21 protein-coding genes are annotated in these 22096 nt (G+C 63.6%); 10 read left to right on the top strand and 11 right to left on the bottom strand.

The annotated features are described in order from the left end of the window. Positions 1-46 precede the first annotated feature (46 nt). The 8 genes from tilS to ybgC form a co-directional block, all read right to left on the bottom strand. Positions 47-1369, bottom strand: coding sequence for a tRNA lysidine(34) synthetase TilS (gene tilS / locus AZF01_RS05225; protein ID WP_024707298.1), 1323 nt, complete (start codon positions 1367-1369; stop codon positions 47-49). Then, positions 1363-2181: a tol-pal system protein YbgF gene (gene ybgF / locus AZF01_RS05220; RefSeq protein ID WP_036236507.1), complete on the bottom strand. Its 819-nt coding sequence runs from the start codon at positions 2179-2181 to the stop codon at positions 1363-1365. The genes tilS and ybgF overlap by 7 nt, the downstream gene beginning before the upstream one ends. A gap of 162 nt (positions 2182-2343) precedes the next feature. Continuing rightward, positions 2344-2886, bottom strand: coding sequence for a peptidoglycan-associated lipoprotein Pal (gene pal / locus AZF01_RS05215; RefSeq protein WP_024707296.1), 543 nt, complete (start codon positions 2884-2886; stop codon positions 2344-2346). A 209-nt stretch (positions 2887-3095) separates the two neighbouring features. Then, complete coding sequence (gene tolB / locus AZF01_RS05210) at positions 3096-4403, bottom strand: Tol-Pal system beta propeller repeat protein TolB (RefSeq protein ID WP_024707295.1); 1308 nt, start codon at positions 4401-4403, stop codon at positions 3096-3098. 79 nt (positions 4404-4482) lie between these two features. Then, on the bottom strand, positions 4483-5637 hold the full coding sequence (locus AZF01_RS05205) for a hypothetical protein (RefSeq protein ID WP_024707294.1): 1155 nt from the start codon (positions 5635-5637) through the stop codon (positions 4483-4485). 9 nt (positions 5638-5646) lie between these two features. Further along, positions 5647-6099 carry a protein TolR gene (tolR, locus tag AZF01_RS05200; protein ID WP_024707293.1) on the bottom strand — a complete coding sequence of 151 codons (453 nt, stop codon included), beginning with the start codon at positions 6097-6099 and terminating at the stop codon, positions 5647-5649. Positions 6100-6117: 18 nt separating this feature from the next. Further along, positions 6118-6837, bottom strand: coding sequence for a protein TolQ (gene tolQ, locus AZF01_RS05195; RefSeq protein WP_024707292.1), 720 nt, complete (start codon positions 6835-6837; stop codon positions 6118-6120). Positions 6838-7158: 321 nt separating this feature from the next. Further along, positions 7159-7632: a tol-pal system-associated acyl-CoA thioesterase gene (ybgC, locus tag AZF01_RS05190; RefSeq protein WP_024707291.1), complete on the bottom strand. Its 474-nt coding sequence runs from the start codon at positions 7630-7632 to the stop codon at positions 7159-7161. 195 nt (positions 7633-7827) lie between these two features. Here ybgC and AZF01_RS05185 point away from each other — a divergent pair, with 195 nt between their 5' ends. The 4 genes from AZF01_RS05185 to AZF01_RS05170 all read left to right on the top strand — a co-directional run bounded on the left by AZF01_RS05185 (position 7828) and on the right by AZF01_RS05170 (position 11599). Continuing rightward, positions 7828-9048, top strand: coding sequence for an NAD-dependent epimerase/dehydratase family protein (locus tag AZF01_RS05185; protein ID WP_024707290.1), 1221 nt, complete (start codon positions 7828-7830; stop codon positions 9046-9048). A gap of 4 nt (positions 9049-9052) precedes the next feature. Further along, the gene (locus AZF01_RS05180) at positions 9053-9913 is read left to right on the top strand and encodes a glycosyltransferase (RefSeq protein ID WP_036236519.1); all 861 of its coding nucleotides are present in this window, start codon (positions 9053-9055) and stop codon (positions 9911-9913) included. After that, positions 9910-10827 carry an NAD(P)-dependent oxidoreductase gene (locus AZF01_RS05175; RefSeq protein WP_024707288.1) on the top strand — a complete coding sequence of 306 codons (918 nt, stop codon included), beginning with the start codon at positions 9910-9912 and terminating at the stop codon, positions 10825-10827. The genes AZF01_RS05180 and AZF01_RS05175 overlap by 4 nt, the downstream gene beginning before the upstream one ends. Positions 10828-10909: 82 nt before the next feature. Continuing rightward, entirely contained in the window at positions 10910-11599 is a 690-nt protein-coding gene (locus tag AZF01_RS05170) for an HAD family phosphatase (protein WP_024707287.1), read from the top strand. Between the two features lie 24 nt (positions 11600-11623). Here AZF01_RS05170 and AZF01_RS05165 read toward each other — a convergent pair whose 3' ends face one another. Then, the gene (locus tag AZF01_RS05165) at positions 11624-12157 is read right to left on the bottom strand and encodes a hypothetical protein (RefSeq protein WP_024707286.1); all 534 of its coding nucleotides are present in this window, start codon (positions 12155-12157) and stop codon (positions 11624-11626) included. A 201-nt stretch (positions 12158-12358) separates the two neighbouring features. Here AZF01_RS05165 and thrC point away from each other — a divergent pair, with 201 nt between their 5' ends. The 4 genes from thrC to AZF01_RS05145 all read left to right on the top strand — a co-directional run bounded on the left by thrC (position 12359) and on the right by AZF01_RS05145 (position 18661). Beyond that, positions 12359-13759: a threonine synthase gene (gene thrC, locus AZF01_RS05160; protein WP_024707285.1), complete on the top strand. Its 1401-nt coding sequence runs from the start codon at positions 12359-12361 to the stop codon at positions 13757-13759. 13 nt (positions 13760-13772) lie between these two features. Further along, positions 13773-15071 carry a pitrilysin family protein gene (locus AZF01_RS05155; RefSeq protein WP_024707284.1) on the top strand — a complete coding sequence of 433 codons (1299 nt, stop codon included), beginning with the start codon at positions 13773-13775 and terminating at the stop codon, positions 15069-15071. Between the two features lie 74 nt (positions 15072-15145). Then, positions 15146-15748 (top strand): GNAT family N-acetyltransferase, encoded by a 603-nt coding sequence (locus AZF01_RS05150; protein WP_024707283.1) that lies wholly within the window; start codon positions 15146-15148, stop codon positions 15746-15748. Between the two features lie 15 nt (positions 15749-15763). Further along, entirely contained in the window at positions 15764-18661 is a 2898-nt protein-coding gene (locus tag AZF01_RS05145; protein ID WP_024707282.1) for an EAL domain-containing protein, read from the top strand. A gap of 13 nt (positions 18662-18674) precedes the next feature. Here the strand turns inward: AZF01_RS05145 and AZF01_RS05140 are convergent, their stop codons facing one another. After that, positions 18675-19736, bottom strand: coding sequence for a putative zinc-binding metallopeptidase (locus tag AZF01_RS05140; protein ID WP_024707281.1), 1062 nt, complete (start codon positions 19734-19736; stop codon positions 18675-18677). Between the two features lie 74 nt (positions 19737-19810). After that, positions 19811-20398, bottom strand: a complete 588-nt coding sequence (locus AZF01_RS05135) for a YqgE/AlgH family protein (RefSeq protein WP_024707280.1) — start codon at positions 20396-20398, stop codon at positions 19811-19813. Between the two features lie 168 nt (positions 20399-20566). On the opposite strand from AZF01_RS05135, the gene AZF01_RS05130 reads away from it, so the two are divergent. After that, on the top strand, positions 20567-21400 hold the full coding sequence (locus AZF01_RS05130) for a protein-disulfide reductase DsbD domain-containing protein (protein WP_081725721.1): 834 nt from the start codon (positions 20567-20569) through the stop codon (positions 21398-21400). Between the two features lie 44 nt (positions 21401-21444). After that, positions 21445-21930, top strand: a complete 486-nt coding sequence (locus tag AZF01_RS05125; RefSeq protein WP_024707278.1) for a peroxiredoxin — start codon at positions 21445-21447, stop codon at positions 21928-21930. Positions 21931-22096: the final 166 nt, after the last annotated feature.

The following is a 22096-nucleotide window of genomic DNA, read 5'->3' as shown; positions in this document are numbered from 1 at the left end:
CCGTGCCATGTCTTGCCAAGACAAGCCGGTCCCAAGATTCATTTTCTCACCGCAAATAGGCCGGGGCCGGATCGGGATAGGCCGGACGGGCGAAAGCCGCCGCTATCGCATTGGCGAGCGCAAGTTCGAAACCCGGCAGGAAGCGGTCGAACGGCGCCAGGAACGGCGTACAGGAAACGTCTTCGAACGGCGGCAGGGCGGGACGAACCTTCCCGGCAAGCCGCGCGAGCCGGCGCGGCAGGAAAGCCTCCTCGCCAGGGCTTGCCGCATCAACGCCGGCAGGGGCGATGTGCAGCGTTTCGCACGAGCGGTTTTCAATGCGAAAACGCCCGTCCCAGATTCCGGCCCGGCCCGGCGGGATCTCGTTTTGCCCAAGGTCCCGCCCCTCGCGCACGACGAACAGCGCGTCACGGTGCCTTTCGAGCAGGCAGCGTCCGGCCGTCATGCGTGCGCCGTGCGGGCCCGCACACAACGCCATGGCCCGCTCGAGCGCCGCGCCGCCCGGACCATAGGCCAGGCCGCCGAGAACGGGAATGAGCAGGTTGAGAAGGTAGCGCGCCGGCGCCGGCGCGTCTGTCAGAAGGCGCGCATCGAGTTCGGCAAGGATGCCTTCGTGGAGCGTGGCGGCCGAAGCGAAGAGGCTCGCAGCCTCCTGCGAAAGAGCCCGGCGCGCCCGCGCGGCGCTTTCCGCCTCGCCCGCCAGGGCCTCGACCCGGTCGCGCACCATGCGGCGAACGCGCACGCGTTCGAAGCGCGCGTCTTCATTGCTCGGGTCCTCGATCCAGGAAAGGCCGCGCGCATCGAGAAACGCGCGGATCGTCCCGCGCCGGACCCGGAGAAACGGGCGCACGACCCAGATCGCGGCCTCGACCAGCGTCCTATCGGCCATGCCGCTCGCAAGAGCGGACCGGTTGCGCGCGCGGCGCATGGCAAGGGTCTCGGCCTGATCCTCCATCGTATGGGCAAGCGCGATCGCGTGCGCGCCGAGACGCTTCGCCTCTCCGGCGAGCAGCCGGTAGCGGGCGTCGCGGGCGGCTGCCATCAGGCCGGACACGGGCTTCTCGCCCGTCCAGCGCAATGTCGCGTGGGCAATGCCGCGGGCGGCGCAGAAGGTTTCGACCCAGGCAGCCTCTTCGGCTGCCGCTGCGCGCAGGGCATGGTCGACGGTCGCGGCCGAAAGCCTGACATCCTCCCTTCCGGAAGCGCGCCGGGCCTCGTCAAGCGCGGTCAGCAGGCCGATCGAATCGCCGCCGCCGGAAACAGCGACGAGGAGATGACAGTCTTTCTTGAGCGAAAGCAGGAAGTCCCGCGCCGCGGCCGTTGCCGCGCAGGCCTGCGGAAGGACGACGGCGGGCGCCGGCGTCAGCATCCGTTGGCCGCAAGCTCCGCGCGCGCCTTGTCGAGGACGGCCTGCGCGGCATCGGGATAGCGCGTCGGCACTTCGGCGAAGGTGGCGCAGGCGGCGTCCTTGTTGTCCATGCCGGCCAGCGACTGGCCGAGCTTCAGCAGCATTTCCGGCGCCTTGTCGGATGTGCCATAGGCCTTGTAGGCGTTCAGGAAGGTCTTGGCGGCCTCGTTGAATTTCTGCTGCGCCAGCATCGATTCGCCGAGCCAGAAACTCGCATCGGGAATGAGCGGACTATTCGGATAGCTCAGCACGAATTCGCCGAAGGCATCCTCGGCTTGCTGATAGTCACCCGAAAGGATGAGGTTGTAGGCGACGTTATAGAAGGCGGCATCATCGCCGCCGCCTTCCGCTCCCTCCGGCAGGTCAGGCGAGACCTCGCCGGGCATGGTGGCGTCATTCACGGCGCTGTCGGGCATCGGCGGGAGGTTGTCGATCGACGCCGTTTCATTGTCCGGCCCGCTGCCGGATGAAGGCGGCGCGGCCATGCCGCTTTCCAGATCCTGCAGGCGGAATTCCATGTCCTCCTGCAATTTGCGGATCCGCTCTTCCATCTGCAGCAGCTGGAAGCTCAGGTCCTCGACCTGGCCGTTGAGGTTCCTGACCTGCTCCTCAAGCTGCATGATCCGCATGGCCGGGTCGGTTGCCTGAACCTGAACCACCTGCCCTTGTCCGCCGCCGGTTGCCGGAAAAAGCGACAGGCCGGTGGCCGAGGCGCTTGCCTGCATGCCGAGGACGGCGGAGCCTGCCAGCAGACACAAAATTGCTTTTCTCATGATCCTTTTCCCAAAAACTGTCCCTGAAACCAGTAAAACAGACCTGCATGTTCTCCGACATGCCGTTTCTGGCCATATTTAGATCAAAACGCGTTTTCATGCACTGCGGACACAAAAAAACCGGCGCGCGGCCGGTTTTTTTTCTTCATCGGGACATCGGGATCAACTTCCGGCGCCGCGCAATACGGTCACCGTGCGGCGGTTCTGCGACCAGCAGGAGATGTTGTCGCAGACGGCGACGGGGCGCTCCTTGCCGTAGGAAATCGTCGAAATCCGGTTGGCCGGAATGCCGCGCGAGACGAGGTAGTTCTTGGTGGCCGTGGCGCGGCGGGCGCCGAGCGCCAGATTGTATTCGCGCGTGCCGCGCTCGTCGGCATGGCCTTCGACGCGGATAGCATAGCTGGTGTAGCGCTGCAGCCACTGGGCCTGCTTGTCGAGCGTCTGCGCGGCGATCGGGGTGATCGCGGCCGAATCGGTCTCGAAATAGACCGTGTCGCCGACATTGAGGTCGAAATCCTGGACGCTGCCCGGAGAGGCGACGCCCGCATTGGCGCCCGCCATGCCCTGGCCGCTGCCCGGCAGGTTGTCCTGCTTGGATGCGCAGCCGGCAAGGCCAAGCGCCATGACCGCGCACAGCGCGACGATAGCAGGCCTCATCGCCCTTTTCCTGGAAAGGCCTTCAACTCCAAGCGTGGCTCGGCTCATTACCGCTCTCCTTCAAGCGTTCCAATCAAAAGTCCAGCACCCTTCGGTCGGACCAGATACGCGTTTTTTTCTACCGTGACGGCCGCGCGCTGATCGCGTCTTGCGCACCTGCCGACATTGACGAAATGACCTATCAAATCGCCGTTAATCCCCCCTCAACAAACACCGTTAACAAAGGGTGAATGCGAGGTCGAAAAACTCGGGCGCCGCTATTCGAGAAGCGGCGACCAGGCCGGATCGGAGGCAAAATCAGGCGTCGAAATCCGCTGTTCGTTATAGCCCGTCAGGTCGATGGAATAAAGGTGCGGGCCACCCTCGCCGGCATTCTGGCGGAAGAACATCAGCACGCGGCCGTTCGGCGCCCAGGTCGGGCCCTCATTGTGGAAGCCGGTGGTCAGGATGCGTTCGCCGCTGCCGTCCGGCTTCATCACGCCGATGGAGAACTTGCCGCCGGACTGCTTGGTAAAGGCGATGAGATCGCCGCGCGGCGACCAGACCGGCGTCGAATAGCTGCCGTCGCCGAAGGAGATTCGGCGCTGGTTCGAGCCGTCGGCATTCATCACGTAAAGCTGCTGACGACCGCCGCGGTCGCTTTCGAACACGATCTGGTTACCGTCGGGCGCATAGGAGGGCGAGGTATCGATGGCGGCCGTGCTGGTCAGCCGGGTCGTGGCGCGGGTCCTCAGGTCCATCGTGTAGATGTTGGCGTTGCCGTCCTGTTGCAGGCTCATGATGATGCGCTGGCCATCCGGGGAAAAGCGCGGCGCAAACGTCATGCCGGGGAAGTTGCCGACCACCTCCCGCTGTCCCGTCTCCAGTTGCAGAAGATAGACGCGCGGCTGGTCGTTCTCGTAAGACATGTAGGTCACTTCCTGCCGGTTCGGCGAGAAGCGCGGCGTCAGCACCATATACTGGCCGTCGGTCAGCATGCGGACATTGTAGCCGTCCTGGTCCATGATCGCGAGCTGGCGCTTGCGGGCGGTTTTCGGTCCGCTTTCGGAAACGTAGACGATCCGGCTGTCGAAATAGCCCTGTTCCCCCGTCAGCGCCTGGTAGATCGAGTCGGCGATGATATGGGCAACGCGGCGCCAGTTGTCCGGCTGGGTATAGAACTGCTGGCCGATGATCTGCTGGCCGGCATAGGTGTCCCACAGCCGGAACTCGGAGCGCAGGCGGCCATCCGCCTCGCGGGTGACGCGGCCGACGACCAGCGCCTCGGCGCTGATCAGTTGCCAGTCCTGAAACCGCGGCGTCTGGTCCGGATCGTTGATCTGCTGGATGAAGGCGGAGCGGTCGACCGGCTTGAACAGGCCGGAACGCTGAAGATCCGCGGCGATCACGCCGGAAATGTCCGCGCCAAGTCCGTCATCCGAAATGAAATCGGTGATCGCAATCGGCAGCGGCTGGACATTGCCGCGCGAGATGTCGATCTCGACCAGCGCATAGGCCGGCGCGACGAAGATAAGGCCGAGCCCGGCCCAGGCGACAGACAGAAATACGAGACAGCGTTTGAGCATGACAGGTCAGGCCTTTCAGCGTTGAGTGCGACGGTCTGCTGCGGCGGGTTTAGTCCCTCCGCGTTCCTCCGGTTAACCGTTAAAGCATCTGGCTTGGGTCGAAGTTCACGATAACTTCGCTCCAGGCGTCATATTTTTCCGGCGGAAGTTGGACAAAGGGCGAGGATTTCAGCACCGCGCGGCGGGCCCCGCCGGCAAGAATGCGCCGCGCGCTCTCGCTGCCGCCGGTCGCCGTCACCTCTGGCGTTCCGACAATCGCACCGGATGGATCAAGCTTCATGTGTATGCGTATGCGCACGCCTTCCGCGCCGTCAAGCCCGGCAAGGATCGACCAGTTGCGCTGGATCTGGCCGCGCAGCGCGTCCAATTCGCTTTGCGAAAGCTGCGCGGAATTGCTGGGCCGCTGCGTGCCGAGGGCGGCAGGCGTTTCTGCGCGTTGCGCTCCGCCGCCGGTCGCCTCGGTGCGATTCAGCAGCGCGGCGATGTCGTCGACGTTGAAGTCGTCCGTTTCCGTGGAAGCCGTGGTCTGGCTGTCGGTCGGCGGGGCTTCAGCCGTGCGGGTCTCGCGCAGCGCCGGTTGCTCAGGCCTGCGCGTCGGAAGGGGCGCCTGATCGGGGAAGGCGAGTTGCGGCTCGGCCGGCTCGGCCGGGGTCGCGGGTTCGGGTTCGGGTTCGGGCGCGCTGGCCTCGGCCGGTTCAGGCGTTGGCGCGGGTTCGGGCTCGGGTGTCTCGACGGCCTCCGGCTCGGGCGCGGGCGCGGGTTCCGGCGCAGGAGCCGGCTCCTGCGACGGCGCAGGTTCGGGCGCGGGCGCCGGTTCGGGCTCGGGGCGCGGTGCAGGCTCAGGCACGGGCGGCGGCGGAGCCTCGGCCACGTCCTCCTGCGGCGCAGGCTCCAGCGTTTCCGCAGCCGAAGGCGTCGGCAAGGCCGCCTGCTCCTGTTCCACATTGTCGGGCGTCGCCTCTTCCGCCCTGTTCAGGTCGATCTCGTTTTCGCCGACATTCTGCGCATCGGCCACCTGGTCCTGACGCCGGGTCGGAACGGGCGCGGCGATCTCGGCAAGCTCCGCGTCCTGATCGCCCTGCTGCACCTGCGTGATGTCCTGGACCGGGATCAGCGTCACCGGCAGGGCATCGACGTCGGCCACCTCCATGGAGGGCGGCGTGCCGAGCAGAAACACTGCCCAGCCGATGACCAGACAGTGCAGAACGAAGGAAATGGCGAAGCTGCGCGTCATGGCGGGAAATCAGCTATCCTGTTCCTGCAGGGTCACCAGGCCGATATTCTTGAAACCCGCCGCCGAAATCCGCGCCATTACCCGCATCACCGTGCCGTAATCGGCATTGGCGTCGCCGCGCACATAGATGCGCTCGGAATAGCCGGTGGTGGCGATCGCCTCGAGCTTCGGCACGACCTCGTCGATGCCGATCTCGGTTTCCTGCAGATAGATCTGGCCTTCCGGATTGACGGAAATCGTGATCGGCTGGGTATCGGAATTGAGCGCCTGCGCCTGCGTCTCAGGCAAGTCGATCGGCACGCCGACGGTCATCATCGGCGCGGCGACCATGAAGATGATCAGAAGCACGAGCATGACGTCGACGAGCGGCGTCACGTTGATTTCGCTGACGGGGCCGCGCCGCGCGCGTCTTCGTCCCCGGCGGCTGCCGCCCGTGGCGCTTGTTCCTGCGGTCATTCCCATATCGCAATCTCCCTCGGATTATTCCGCGGCCGGGCGCGACTGGAGTTTCTCGTCGATCTGGCGCGACAGGATCGCGGCGAATTCGTCGGCAAAGCCCTCCATGCGACCCACCAGCTTACCGCTGTCAGCGGAAAACTTGTTGTAGGCGACAACGGCGGGAATGGCGGCGACGAGACCGATGGCGGTGGCCAGAAGCGCTTCGGCAATGCCGGGAGCGACAACAGCGAGATTGGTCGATTTCGAACCGGCGATCGCCTGGAACGAGGTCATGATGCCGACAACCGTGCCGAAGAGACCGATAAAGGGCGCAGCCGAGCCGGTGCTGGCGAGGAAGCCGAGGCGAGCTTCCAGCTTTTCCGATTCGCGCTGGATGGCGACATCCATCGATTTTTCCACGCGCATCTGCAGGCCGACGGGGGCACGCGCGCCGCGCTCGAAGGATTTCTTCCACTCGCGCATGGCGGCGACGAACACCGCGGCCATGCCGGAGGTCTTGCGCTCCGACAGGTTCGAATAGAGCTTCTCCAGCGAGGTGCCGGACCAGAAGGCATCCTCGAACTGGTTATAGGCGCGGCGTTCCTTGTTGTAGGCGATGATCTTCTCGATCACGATCGCCCACGTCCAGACCGAGGCGGCGATCAGGCCGATCATCACCAGTTTGACGATCAGGCCGGCCTGCATGAAGAGCGCCAGCAAGCCGACATCGGCATGTGCTGCTTCCAACCCAAGCTGTTCCATGTGACGTAAGTCCTTGAATATATGGGCCCGGTTGACCGGGCGGGTACGGTTAGAGCCGCCTGCGAGACAGTGTTCGGTTTGCAATGGGATTGCGAAGCTTCCGCATATTAGCTCCATCTCGTATAAAAACGTGGTGAAACCTAGGCAAAAAATCCCGAAATCCCGCTGCTCGCATGAAACATGATCATGGTTAACGCCCGGTTACCAGAAGGGCCAAAGCCCCTGAAAACCATGGAGACAGCCAAAGATCACGCCGTCGCAGGGCGATGGCTGAATTCCTTCACATAATACTCATGTTTTATCAAGCCCGATGCGGCAAGCTCAGGCCTGACCGCCGCTGGCCTCGAGCAGCAGTGTCGCCGCAAGGTCGTCCGGCAACCGGCGCGCGCGGCCGTACTTGTTGATGACAACCACGGTGACGGTCGCCGTCGTCAACACTATGCCGTTCGCCGAAATGGTCTGAGCAAGCACCATGCGCGCGCCGGTCGCCTTCGTCGTTCTGGTCGTGATCTCCAGAATGTCGTCCATGCGCGCCGGCCGGATGAATTTCAGGTCCATGTGGTACACGGCAAAGGCGAGGCCCTCCTCGTCGATCGTATGCAGCGTGCTCTGTTCGACGCCGAGGCAGCGCAGGTAATCGGTCCGGCCGCGTTCGAGGAAATGGAGATAGCGGGCGTGATAGACGATGCCCGAAAAATCAGTGTCCTCATAATAGACCCGCTGATGCAGACGATGTTCACCGCCTTCGAGCCTGCCGCTCAAATCCGGTACATTTCCACCGCTTTTGTCGGTCATCTCAAACCTCGTCTCGTCGTTCTGCGTCGTGTCCTAGTCCAGTGCAAGGCGGCTTCGCAATGACGAAAGCAAGATCGGAAAGGTCTCTGCGGCGGTATTTGAAGAGATTGCGTAAAAAAAACATTGCATTTATGTCATACTGGTTTCGGTTAACACCGAGTTTCACTGCATGACAAAACGGATCGGAGTGGTTCCATGAAAATTGCGGTTATGGGCGGAGACGGGTTCATCGGATGGCCCACATCGCTGCATCTGTCTGATGCCGGACACGAAATCCACATCATCGACAACCTGTCGCGGCGCTGGATCGACACCGAACTCGGCGTCCAGTCGCTGACGCCGATGGACTCCATCCAGGAGCGCACCCGCATCTGGCACGCCGAGACCGGTCGCAGGATTCATTTCCACCTGATCGATCTGGCCAAGGACTACGAGATCCTGAAGAAATGGCTCGCCGCAGAAAAGCCGGACGCGATCATCCATTTCGCCGAACAGCGCGCCGCTCCCTATTCGATGAAATCCGACCGGCACAAGAACTACACGGTCGACAACAATGTGAGCGCGACGCACAATCTCCTGAACGCCCTCGTCGAGATCGACCTCGACGCCCATATCATCCACCTCGGCACGATGGGCGTCTACGGCTACTCGACTGTGGGCGCGGCGATCCCGGAAGGCTATCTGCCGGTCGATATCGAGGCGACGACGGGCGAGAAGGTCAGCCAGGAAATCCTCTATCCCTCAAACCCCGGCTCGATCTACCACATGACCAAGTGCCTGGATCAGCTGCTGTTCGCCTTCTATGCCAAGAATGACGGCCTCCGGATCACCGACCTGCATCAGGGCATCGTCTGGGGCACGCACACAGAGCAGACCAAGCGCCATCCACAGTTGATCAACCGCTTCGACTATGACGGCGACTACGGCACGGTGCTGAACCGCTTCCTCATTCAGGCGGCGATCGGCTACCCGCTGACCGTCCACGGCGTCGGCGGCCAGACACGCGCCTTCATCCACATTCAGGATTCGGTGCGCTGCATCGAGCTTGCGCTCAACAACCCGCCGGAAAAGAATGCCCGCGTCGAGATCTTCAACCAGATGACGGAAACCCACCGGGTCCGCGATCTGGCCAAGATGATTTCCGAAATGTCCGGCACCGAGATTGCCTGGCTGCCCAATCCGCGCAAGGAAGCGCCGGAAAACGACCTGATCGTCAGGAACGACAAGTTCCTCTCGCTTGGCCTCAACCCGACGACGCTGAAGGAAGGGCTTCTGGAGGAAATCGTCGACATTGCGAAGAAATACGCCTACCGCGTCGACCGCAAGCGCGTTCCGGCCGTTTCCGCCTGGACCAAGGACATTGCCACCAAGATCAACCGCGATCCCGAAGGCAAGTCGCTGAAATCGGTTTCGTGAATTGATGCCCGATCCCTCAAATGAAGGCGTCCGCCGCAGCGCGGACGCCAAGGCCCCGTTCGCCTACGTCACGCTCGTCACCAATGCCGATTATGCCATGGGCGCGCTTGCGCTGGCGCGCTCGGTCTTCCTGACCGGCTCGCCGGCGGATGTCGTGGTTCTTTATACAGGCGGAACGCCCGAGGAGAGCCTGAAGCAGCTCGAGGATATCGGCTGCCGGATGATCGGCGTCGATCACCTGCCCCTTTCGGACGCCTTCAACGCCCGCCATGCGCGGCGCGAAGTGCATGGCAATGCCCCCTTCACCAAGGGCCGCAAGCCGGACTTCCACACGCCGCTCGACAATTTCTGCAAGCTGAGGCTCTGGCAACTGGTCGAGTATCACGCCGTCGTGTTCATCGATGCCGATGCCATCGTCCTGAAAAACATCGACAAGCTGTTCTTCTATCCGGAATTTTCAGCAGCGCCGAATGTCTACGAGAGCCTCGCCGACTTCCACCGGCTGAATTCCGGTGTCTTCGTCGCCCGGCCCGACCTTGCGACCTTCGACGCGATGATTGAAGCGCTCGATGCGCCGGACGCCTTCTGGCGGCGCACCGACCAGACCTTCCTGCAGACCTTTTTCCCCGACTGGCACGGCCTGCCCGTTTTCATGAACATGCTGCAATATGTCTGGTTCAACATGCCGGAACTCTGGAACTGGTCCGATATCGGCGTGCTGCACTTCCAGTATGAGAAGCCCTGGGAGGAAGATCATCCCCGCGCCGAGCAACTGAAACCATTGATCGAACTGTGGTGGGCCTATTTCGACGGCGACCGGATCCCCGACATCGCATCGCTCGAGAACCCGAAAAAAACGGCATGAAACATCTTCTCGTCAGCGGCGGCACCGGCTTGGCCGGCCGCTACATCGTGGAGGAATGCCTTGCGGCCGGCCACAAGGTGACCGTCGCGGGACGCAGGCCCCCGGCCGACCGGCTGTTTTCCCCGGCCGTCGGCTTCAGGCCGCTCGACCTTGCGGAAAAGAACGTCCCCGAAGCCTTCTTCAACGGGATCGACGGCTTCGTCCATGCCGCGTTTTCCCATCTGCCGGGGCGCTATCGCGGCGGCGAGGGCGACGATCCGGCGGGCTTTCTCGGGCTGAATGTCGATGGGTCCATCGCCTTGTTCGAGGCCGCGCGGAAGGCGGGCGTAAAGCACTGCGTGTTCCTCTCGAGCCGCGCCGTTTTCGACGGCTATCCCGCCGGCACGCCGCTTGCAGAAACGCTCGCGCCCAATCCGGAAAGCCTATACGGCAAGGCCAAGCTGGAAGCGGAGAAAGCGCTTTTTGCGCTTGCCGCACCCGGTTTCGTGCCCGTCAGCCTCAGGGCGACCGGAATTTACGGAAACCTCTATCCGAACAAATGGGAGAGCCTGTTCGCGGATTATCTGGCTGGCAGGACGATTACGCCGCGTGCGGGAAGCGAGATCAATGGCCGCGATCTCGCCGGCGCCGTGCTCGCCGTGCTCGGCGCCCACATTCCCAAGGTCTCTGGCAAGGCGCTCCACGTTTCCGACATCGTGATCGACAACCACACCATTCTGGCGCCGCTGAAGGCCGCGCTCGCCGCCCCCCATCCCCTGCCCGCGCGCGCCGACCATGATCAGGTCAGCGTCATGGCCACCGGCCGGCTCAATGCGCTCGGCTGGCGCACGGGCGGCATGCCGCTCTTCTCCGCCACGCTGCAGACCCTGATCGAGGGGTTTTTGGCCCGCCATCCCGGTTTGCGGCCATCGTGAATTTGATCTCACCGCTCCCAGACCCTATCTCCGGCGTGCTATTGTGACGCGCCCAAGACCGAAATGACCACAGGATTTCTCAATGAGCCGATTTGACCTCATCATATTCGATTGCGACGGCGTTCTCGTCGATTCGGAATTTCTCGCCGCCCAGGTGGAATCAAGACTGTTGAGCGAGGCCGGATACCCGATCACCGCCGGCGAGATCGGCGAACGTTTTTCCGGCCTGACCTGGCGCGACATCCTGCTGACCGTGGAGAAGGAAGCCGAAATCCCGCTGCAGGCCAACCTGATAGAGCAGCACAAGACCATCCTTGACGAGCGGCTGAAGCGCGAGCTGCAGGCCATCGAGGGCGTGCGCGAGGCTGTGGCCCAGCTTTCCGAGCCGCGCTGCGTCTGTTCCAATTCGACGGAAGACCGCATCAAGGCGATGCTGACCAAGGTCGGCTATATCGACCTGTTCGAGCCGAACATCTTTTCCGCCGAAAGCCTCGGGCCCGACCGGGTCAAGCCCAAGCCGGACGTCTTCCTTCATGGGGCGGAAAAGTTGGGCGCGCGGCCCGGGAACACGCTGGTGATCGAGGATTCCGTTCACGGCGTCACCGGCGCGAAGGCCGCCGGCATGCGCGTCGTCGGCTTTACCGGCGCCTCGCACACCGGACCGACTCACGCCGACAAGCTGTCAGAGGCCGGGGCCGAGACCGTCATTCACCGCATGGAAGACCTGCCGGCGGTCGCAACCGCGCTGCTGGAATGGTCGGACGCCGTCTGACGGCGTCCCCACCCCTCAAGGCAATCAGTCGATGCCGAGCCTGACTCGGGTATTTTCCCCGGCGGTCACCGGCACCGGCAGATCGTTCGCCCTGAACAGGAACTGCGTCGAGAGCCCCTCGGCCGGCAGTTCAACCTCCTGGACGGTGACCTTGTCGTAGAGCGCCACGTCGCCGTCGACCACCTCGACGCGCACGGGCACCTTGTATGTGCCCGGCCTTGCCTTCGGTCCGCCGATCAGGCGGCCGGCGACGGCGACCTGCAGCAGGAGCTGGTCTCCCGTCGGCGCGACGGTGCAGGTGCGCGTGTATTCGGCAAGCGAGACCTGATAGACGAGATTTTCAGCCGACGTTGAACCGGCCGGCGAATAGACGCGATCAAAGGCCTGGTCATCATCCAGCATCGCCTTGGGGCAGATGCGCGAAAGCGCCGTCAGATTGACGCCCGGCGTGATTGGCTGGGCGGGCTGAGGCTCCGGTTCGGGCGTGGCCGTGGAGCAGGCCGCAAGGCCGGAAAGGGCCACGACGGCGGCCAGGCGGCGGGTGGTGCGAAATGACACGGCGAGTATTCCTTTCCTCTCTCAAGGGCTTTTCAAGCCCTCCGGCTTTGTTCTATATCAGCGCGAACGCAAGAATTCGACTGTCTGGCATGACCCGCAGGCACGAGGCATGAAAGACGCCTTGCCGAGATAACCGGTAAGGCCAAAGCGTGCCACAAGCTAGACATTTTCAGGAACCTGGCAAGCATAAAGGGGCTTTGCGTGGACTATATTTCGACGCGGGGCGACGCCCCCACCCTCGGCTTCTCGGACGCGCTTCTCGCAGGACTTGCAACCGACGGCGGCCTCTACCTGTCGCGCGAATGGCCGAAAATGACGGCCGACGAGATCCGCGCGCTTCGGGGGAAATCCTATCAGGACATCGCCTTTGCCATCATCAAGCCCTTCATCGGCGGCGAAATTCCCGATGACCGCCTCGAGGCGATGATCGAGGGGGCCTATGCCACCTTCCGCCACCCGGCCGTGACGCCGCTCGTCCAGAGCGACGCCAACCGCTTCACGCTCGAACTGTTCCACGGCTCGACGCTCGCCTTCAAGGACGTCGCCATGCAGCTTCTGGCGCGGCTGATGGATTACGCGCTCGAACAACGTGGGCAGCGCGCCACGATCGTCGGCGCAACCTCGGGCGATACCGGCGGCGCAGCGATCGATGCCTTTGCGGCCAGCACGCGCACCGACATCTTCATCCTCTTCCCGCACGGCAAGGTTTCGCCGGTGCAGCAGCGGCAGATGACCACGCTCGGCGCCGCCAATGTTCACGCGATCGCCGTCGAGGGGCATTTCGACGACTGCCAGAACCTGGTCAAGGCGATGTTCGCCGACCCCGGCTTCCGCAAAGAGGTCAGGCTCTCCGGCGTCAACTCGATCAACTGGGCGCGGATCATGGCGCAGGTGGTCTATTATTTCACTGCCGGCATTTCGCTCGGCGCGCCGGATCGTGCGATCGACTTCACGGTTCCCACCGGCAATTTCGGCGACATTTTCGCCGGCTATGTCGCCCGGCAGATGGGCCTTCCCGTCGGCCGGCTGGTAATCGCCACCAACGAGAACGACATCCTCGCCCGTACGCTCGAGACCGGGCGCTACGAGATGCGCGGAGTCGAGGCAACAACCTCGCCCTCCATGGACATCCAGATCTCCTCCAATTTCGAACGCCTCCTGTTCGAGGCAAGCGGACGCGACGCCGGCTATGTCCGCCGCGCCATGGCGAGCCTCAAGCAGTCCGGCGCCTTCGATATCGAGGAGGAAGCGCTTGAACGCATCCGCGCCGTCTTTGCCGCCGGGCGCACGGACCAGCAGGAGGCCGCCGCCGAAATTGCCCGCACGCTTTCGGATACCGGCGTCCTGATCGATCCGCACACGGCGGTCGCCATGTCGGTCGCCCGTTCCCACCAGGCTTCAAACCCCATGGTTGTCCTCGCCACGGCCCATCCGGCCAAATTCCCTGCGGCCGTAAAATCGGCCAGCGGTATTGACCCCGCGCTTCCGGCGTGGCTTGCTGGAATGATGGACAAGGAGGAGCGTTTCAGTGTCCTTCCCCCCGATCTCGATACGGTGGAAGCGTTCGTTCGCAACGGACTGAGCACTGGAAGCCAACGATAGGAAGCAGGATCGCATGACAGTAGAGTACACCCGGCTGCCGTCCGGGCTGACCGTCGTCACCCAGAACATGCCCCATATCGAGAGCGTGGCCATCGGGACATGGATCAAGTCCGGCTCGCGCAACGAATTCGCGAACGAACACGGCATCGCCCACCTTCTCGAGCACATGGCCTTCAAGGGCACAAAGCGCAGGACCGCGCGCCAGATCGCCGAGGAGATCGAAAATGTCGGCGGCGAAGTCAATGCCGCAACTTCGACGGAGACGACCTCCTACTATGCGCGCGTCCTGAAGGACCATCTGCCGCTCGCCGTCGATATCCTCGCGGACATCCTCACCAATTCCGCCTTCGACGAAGAGGAGCTTGCGCGCGAGAAGAACGTCATCATGCAGGAGATCGGCGCGGCAAGCGACATTCCGGACGACGTGGTGTTCGACAATTTTGCGGGCGCGGCCTATCGCGACCAGATGATCGGTCGACCGATCCTGGGAACCGCCGAAACGGTGATGGGTTTCACGCCGGACGATATCCGTCGCTACCTTGCCCGCAACTACACCACCGACCGGATCTATATCGTGGCGACCGGCGCGGTCGACCACGACGCCTTTGCGCGCCTCGTCGCCGACCGCTTCGCGGCCCTGCCGCAAAAGCCCGCCACGCCGCCGCTCGTCGAGCCCGCCAGCTACACGGGCGGCGAGGCGCGCGAGATGCGCACGCTCTCCGACGCGCAGGTCATTCTCGGCTTTGAAGGCCCGGCCTACCATGCCCAGGATTTCTACTGCTCGCAGATTCTCGCGAATGTGCTCGGCGGCGGCATGTCGTCGCGGCTCTTCCAGGAAGTGCGCGAGATCCGCGGGCTCTGCTATTCGGTCTACGCCTTCCACTGGGGCTTTTCGGATTCCGGCGTCTTTGCCGTGCATGCGGCAACCGGCGGCGACCAGTTGCCCGAACTCGTCCCCGTCATCATCAACGAACTGCGCGAGGCCGCCGAAAGGGTCGACCCCACGGAGATCGAGCGTGCCCGGGCGCAGATCCGCGCCCAGCTTCTGATGGGCCAGGAAAGCGCTGCCGCCCGCGCCGGCCAGATCGCGCGTCAGGTCATGCTCTGGGGCCGTCCGATCCCGAACGAGGAGATGATGATGCGAATCGAGAACATCACGCCGAAGAGGCTGACCGACCTGGCCGGTCGCGCCTTCTACAATGCCCGCCCGACGCTTTCCGCCGTCGGCCCGATCGAGCAGCTGGCGCCGCTTCAGGACATCGTCGACGGCCTTTCGTTCGAGGAGAAGAAGGCCGCCGGTGCGGGCGTCTGAACGCGCGATGACAGGGATGGAACCGAAGATCGTCCTGATAGGCGGCGCCGGGCCGCTTGAGCGGAGACAGTCAGTTGTTCGCCTTCTTCGCCGCGCCTGACGCCCTGAGGCGGCGCCGGTTTGCCATCCGCTCGGACACGCATGTTCTGCGCCTGCCGCGTGTTTCCGACTATCAGGCCTGGCGGCAGCTGCGCATCCGCAGCCGTTCTTTCCTTCAGCCATGGGAACCCCTCTGGAACGTCGATGAAATGACCGAGCGGGCCTTCCGCAGGCGCATAACGAGGCTGAACCGGGAATTCGACGAGGGCAGCAGCATTCAGCTGTTCATCTTCCTCAGGGAGACCGACACGCTTGTCGGCGGCATCACCATCGGCCTCATCCGCCGCGGCGTCGCGCAAATGTGCATGCTGGGCTACTGGATGGGCGAGCCCTATGCCGGCAAGGGCCATATGTTTGCCGCACTTCAGGCCGTAATTCCCTATATCTTTCATGAGTTGAGGTTGCACCGCATCGAGGCCGCCTGTATCCCCTCAAACAATCGCAGCGCTTCGCTCCTGCAAAAGGCAGGCTTCACCAAGGAGGGGCATTTGCAAAAATACCTTCGCATCAACGGCCAATGGCAGGATCATCATCTCTATGCCCTGCTCAAAGATGATCACGACGCCAAAGGGAATTGAAGACCGAAGATGCGAATGCCCGCACATCTCCGCCGGCTCGGCCGTCAGGCCCTCGCCATCATCGCACTGGCCATGGCGGTCTTCTCCGCCGCCATCCCGGCGCTGGCGCTCGAGCCCGTCGAGGTTTCACGCGGCGATGTCGCGATCGACCTGACCAACCATGTCGACCTCTACCCCAATGAAGGCAGCGTGCTGCAGATCTCCACGGTGCCCGATGCCAACGGCATCCGCCGCCGTATCGAGGTGCGTTCCGGCAACGCCGAGCATCCCGGCGACTGGGCCGTCTTCTCGCTCGCAAATATTTCCGACGAGCAGCTTGATCGCCTGATCGTCGCCCCGCATTTCCGCCTGCCCGGCTCGGGCATGTTCTGGCCGGACCTCGGCTCCTCGCGGATCGCGGCGATCACGCCGTCGGAGGGTTTCGCGCTCAACCGGGTGACAAGCGACGATGCCGACGTGTTCTCGATCACGCTCAATCCCGGCGCTGTGATCACCTTCGTCGCCGAACTCGACACGGCGGACCTGCCGCAGCTCTATCTCTGGCAACCGGATGCCTACAAGGATACGGAAAACGCCTTCACGCTCTACCACGGCGTCGTGCTGGGCATTGCCGGCCTGCTGGCGGTGTTCCTCAGCATCCTGTTCGTGGTCAAGGGAACCTCCGTGCTGCCGGCGACGGCAATGCTGGCCTGGTCGGTCCTGCTCTATGTGGCGATCGATTTCAGCTTCCTCAACCAGCTGATCCCGCTCTCGCCCGGCGACCTGCGCATCTGGCGCGCCAGCGCCGACGTGGCGATCGCCTTCAGCCTGGTGGTGTTCCTGTTCACCTATCTGAACCTTGCGCGCTGGCATGCCCAGCTCGGCTATGCGGCCGCGGCCTGGGGCGTGCTGCTGATGGCGCTTTTCGGCCTGGCGCTGTTCGACCCCCCGGCCGCCGCCGGCATCGCCCGCATCTCCTTTGCCTCCACGGTGCTCGCCGGGGTCGTGCTGATGGTCTATCTCAGCCTCCGCCGGTATGACCGGGCGATCCTGCTGATGCCGGCCTGGGCGCTGATCGTCGCCTGGCTGTTTGCCGCCTGGATGACGGCCACCGGCCGTATCGACAACGACATCGTCCAGCCGGCGCTCGACGGCGGCCTCGTGCTGATCGTGTTGCTGCTCGGCTTCACCGTCATCCAGCATTCCTTTGCCGGCGGCGCCTATCAGCCCGGCCTGTTTTCGGATCTGGAGCGCCAGGCGCTCGCCCTGCTCGGCACGGAAGCGACGGTATGGGACTGGGACGTGGGACGCGACCGGATCGTCACGGAACCGGACTTCGCGCCCAAGCTCGGTTTTCCCGCCGGCACGCTCAACGGTCCGGCCCGCTCCTGGCTGCAATATCTGCACCCCGGAGACCGCGACCGTTTCCGCTCGACCCTCGACCTCTTCCTCGAATGGCGGCGCGGCCGGCTGAAACTCGAATTCCGCATCCGCGCCAATGACGGTCACTACCACTGGATGCTGATCCGCGCGCGGCCGGTGCTTTCGACGGACGGCGAAGTGATCCGCTGCGTCGGCACGATCACCGACCAGACCGACCAGAAGGTCAGCACCCAGCGCCTGCTGCAGGATGCCGTCGTCGACAACCTCACCGGTCTTCCCAACCACACGATCCTCATCGACCGGCTGAGTTATCTGGTCGCGCTGTCAAAGACGTCGCCGCATATGCGGCCGACGCTGATTGTCGCCGACATCGACCGATTCAGCGACATCAACGAGACGCTGGGCTTTGCCGCCGGTGACAATATCCTTATCGCCCTGACGCGCCGCATCCAGCGGCTGCTGAAGCCGGAAGACACGCTGACGCGGCTTTCGGGCAATGCCTTCGCCATCGTGCTGCAGTCGCAGACGGAGCCCGACGCGGTTGCCGAATTCGCCGATGCCCTGGTCGCCGCCATCGATGTGCCGATCACCTTCGAAAACCGCGAGATCGCCCTGACCGCCTCGATCGGCATCGCCTCCTGGCACGATACGCCCGGTTCCGCCGAAACCTTCCTGGAGGATGCGCGACTAGCCATGCTGCGCGCCAAGCGCATGGGCGGCAATTCGGTGGAGACATACCGCCCGGCGCTGCGCATGCTCGACGACGAGCGCAAGCGCGTCGAGGCCGATCTCGGACGCGCCATCGACCGCAAGGAAATGTCGGTCTTCTACCGTCCGGTCATGCGGCTCGACAGCCACAAGGTGGCCGGTTTCGCCTGCGTGTTGAGCTGGAAGCATCCCCAGCGGGGAGAGATCTCCACAGGCGAGATCTTCGAGATCAGCCGCGAGGCGGAACGCTCGGCTGAACTGGTGCTTTATACCGTGCGCCAGGCGCTTGAAGACCTCGCCGGCTGGCAGCAGACGCTGCCCAAGGTTCGCCCCTTCGTCTCGATCGAGCTCAACTGCACGGAGATGCTGAGAACCAGCACGTTGATCGAACTGGAAAGCCTCGTGCGCCAGTCCGAAAACGCGCCGCGACAAGTGGTCTTCTCCATTCCCGAAGACGTTGTCCAGAAAGCGCCGGAACAGGCGAAGCTCGCGCTGCAATATCTGCGCACGATCGGCGCCGGCGTGACGCTTTCCGGCTTCGGCAACGGGCACGGCTCGCTCACCCTGCTCAAAGGCTTCCGCTTCGACGCAACCTATGTGGACAATGCCGTCTTCAAGCAGAACAATGAGACCCAGACGGATGTCGTCAAGGCCTTTGTCGAACTGGCCTCACGGCTCGGCACCGCCGTCGGCGTGACGGATGTCGGCAGCGAGGTCGACGCGCAGGCGCTTGCCGATGCGGGCTGCGCCTATGCCAGCGGCCCGCTCTACGGCGCATCGGTCGCAGCGCCGACAGCATTGCGCCTGCTCAAGGAAGTCGCCGCCGCCGCCAAGGAAGCGTGAGCGCCGCCGGCGCTCAGACGCGCTCCTCATTCTTCTGTCGAACCAGAAGGGCGAGGACGAAATCGAGCTTGCGGATGATTTCGGGGGTCAGGACGAAGGGATAGAAATCCCGCTGACCCATGGATTTGTGGATGGCGTTCATCGCCAGCGTCAGCGGCACCCAGGCATCCGCAAGCCGCTTTCCGCTTGCGCAACGATAGGGATCGCCAAGCGGCGCTAGCCAGGTATCGTTCGCCAGAAGGCCGAATTCGCGCGCCGTTTCCAGCGTATCGACGATATGCAGCGCATGGGCAAAGCTCTCGGCAAAATCTTCCCAGGGATGGGTGGCGGCATAGGCGCTGACGTAATTCTCCGGCCAGCCGGCAGGCGGCCCGTTCTCGTAGTGGCGCTGCAGCGCGGCCTGGTAGTCGTCCCGCTCGTCTCCGAAGGCCGAGCGGAATTCCTCAAGCCTACCGCCGTCGCGCACCAGCCTGTCCCAGACGTAATGCCCGACCTCATGACGGAAGTGACCGAGCAGCGTCCGGTAGGGTTCGTTCATCTGCTGGCGCGCGATCTCGCGGGTGACGTCGTCGGCCTCGGCGACCCTCAGTGAGATGAGGCCGTTCTCGTGGCCGGTCATGGCCGGCTGGAGATTGCCGTTCTGGTCGACCGTATCCTCGAGAAAGTCGAAGACGAGGCCGCCTTCCGGATCCTCGGCCTTGGTCGGCGTCTCGACGTTCCAGCGCAAGAGCGAATAGAAAAGATGGCGCTCGGCCGCCACGATCCTGCCGAACCGCGCAAGACCGGTGTCCGTGCCGGTGTCCGGGACCAGGTTGTTGTGCCGGCAGGACGGACAGAACGGCTCGTCGCTGCCTTCGGGCAGAAGCCAGTTGCAGACATTGAACCCGGCGTTCTGACAAAAGCGGAACTGGCGCCGCGTCTCGTCGGCCTTGTGCCAGTTGACGGAATCGACCGGCTTGAGAGCATACATGGCAACGCTCTGCGGGTCGAAGCCCAGCCGGTGGCCGCAGGCGACGCAAACCTCGTTGTCGAAATAGACGGTCTGACCGCAATGGTCGCATTCGAAAATCTTCATCATGGCCTCGCAATTGCGGCCGCCACGATCGACGGCCGTCAGCGTCCTGTAAACGGAAATGCCGTCATTTTGTTTCAGGCATGCCCGATCGTGGAAGAGAGCGAGGATGGGCGAACCCCCATCGAAAAGAGCGCGCGCTCATATTTGCCATCCAGATCGCGATCGAACAGCAATTCCTCGATTGCGGGACAGGTCAGCCAGTCATTATTGGCAATCTCGCTCTCAAGCTGGCCAGGCGCCCAGCCGGCATAGCCGAGAACCAGAACCGCCCTTTCCGGCCCCTTTCCCGCGGCAACCGAGCGCAGGACGTCGAGCGTGCCGGTCATGAACAGCTCATCGGTGATGGGAATGCTGCCGTCGCCGGCGTAGTCGTCGGAATGCAGGACGAAGCCGCGGCCGGGTTCCACCGGTCCGCCGCAGAGAACGGGAAAATCGCCGATGCCGGGGGCGGAGACATCCGGGGCATTCTCATCCATCAGCTTGAGCTGTTCCAGCACTTCGGGAAAGGTGACGGATTGGGCGCGATTGATGACGAACCCCATCGCGCCATCCTCGGAATGGGCGCAGATATAGATCACGCTGCGTTCGAAATCGCTTTCCGCAAGCTGCGGCATGGCGATCAGGAACTGGCCGTCGAATGGGCCGCGTTCACGCTCCGTCATCAGGTTGTCAAACACATCGGCCTCCAGCAAAGTGTCCGCGCCGCTTTCGAAATTCATCCTAGGCATAGGTTCAACATGGGGCAAGGTCACGCGATGTTCAAATCAAATTGTCCGAAAAGGCGATGAGAAGCGTGGCGGGAGGCCCGCGCCTGCGCTAAGTGTCTCGCCATGAGACCTTTGACCCGCCACTTCGTCGTTGCCGCCATCGCGGCGTTTGCTCTTGCCGGCACGGCGCGGATGTCTTTCGCTGCCGCAACGCCCTGGGCTGAGGATACCGGCGGACGCATGCGCGTCATCCTCACGCCGCCAACGGATGACGGCACGATCGAGGCCGCGCTGCAGATCGAGCCGGATCCCGGCTTCATCACCTATTGGCGTGAACCGGGCGAGAGCGGCATCCCGCCGCAGATCACCGTGACCGGTACGGGGCCCGCGCGGCTCGAGGCGATCGAATACCCCGTGCCCAAGCGCCTGAAGATCGCGGACGTGACCGACATGGGCTATGACGGCCCGGTGACCTTTCCGCTCACGCTGAAGGTCGCGCCCGGCCCGCTCCCGTCCCTCACCGTTACCGCCTTTGTGGGGCTCTGCAAGGATATCTGTATTCCCTTCCAGGCCAGTTTCGACATTCCGGCCCGGGCCGCGGCATTTGAGGAAACGCCGGTCGACAAGGCCATTCTGGCCGTTGCCCGTACGACGCTGCCCGAGAGGCCGTCGGCGGATTTCCGGGTCGACGAGGCCTCTCTCAGCGCTGACGGCCTCAGGCTTGCCCTCACGCTTCCCGACCCCGGCACCGGTGACGAGATCACCCTTGCCAACAGACTTGGCTATATAGTCGAGGCGCCTGCCGGGCGGATGGAAAACGGGCAATATCTCGTCGACATCCCCCTGTCCGCCCTGCCCGAGGATGCCGATCCGGAGAAGGGCGACTGGCTTCTTCTAGCGAAAACCGGCGACCGGGCCATGGAAACGCCGCTTGTCATCGCGCCCGCGCCACCCTAAGTCCTTATTGCGCTTTTTCAACACACGCAAAGAGGATTTCAAAAATGTCGATTGCCAAGGGAGACAGTCTGCCGTCAGCCACCTTCATGGAACTGACGGAGAACGGGCCGGAGAAGGTCGCAAGCGACGAATTCTTCAAATCGAAGCGGATCGTGCTGTTTGCCGTGCCGGGCGCCTTCACGCCCACCTGTTCCATCAACCACCTGCCGACCTATCTGGAGAACCGGGACGCGATCCTCTCGCGCGGCGTTGACGAGATCGCCGTCATTGCCGTCAACGATCCCTTCGTCATGGGCGGCTGGGCCAAGGCGACGGGCGGCGAAGGCAAGATCCGCTATCTGGCCGACCCCGATGGCGCCTTTGCCAAGGCGCTCGGCATGGAGCTCGATCTTTCCGGAGCCGGACTCGGCACGCGCTCCAAGCGCTATTCCATGCTGGTGAAGGACGGCGTCGTCGAAGAACTCAATGTCGAGGACGACTCCGGCGAGGCCACGGTTTCCGCGGCGGCCACCATTCTGAGCCAGCTTTGAAGCTTGTCCGCCGGGCCGCTCGTTCGACGGCCCGGCCCTCATGGCCTTAAACGCGCCACGCGCTCCGCTGAGCGCCCGACCGCTTGCTTTCCGCCGCACAAGGCTGCAATGATCGGGATGTCTCTCTTTTTAGGGGCGTCGGTCGGAAATGCGACAGCCGGATCCG

Source organism: Martelella sp. AD-3, assembly GCF_001578105.1.
In the GTDB taxonomy this organism is placed as follows: Bacteria; Pseudomonadota; Alphaproteobacteria; order Rhizobiales; family Rhizobiaceae; genus Martelella.
This window is presented reverse-complemented; position numbering and strand designations above follow the sequence as displayed.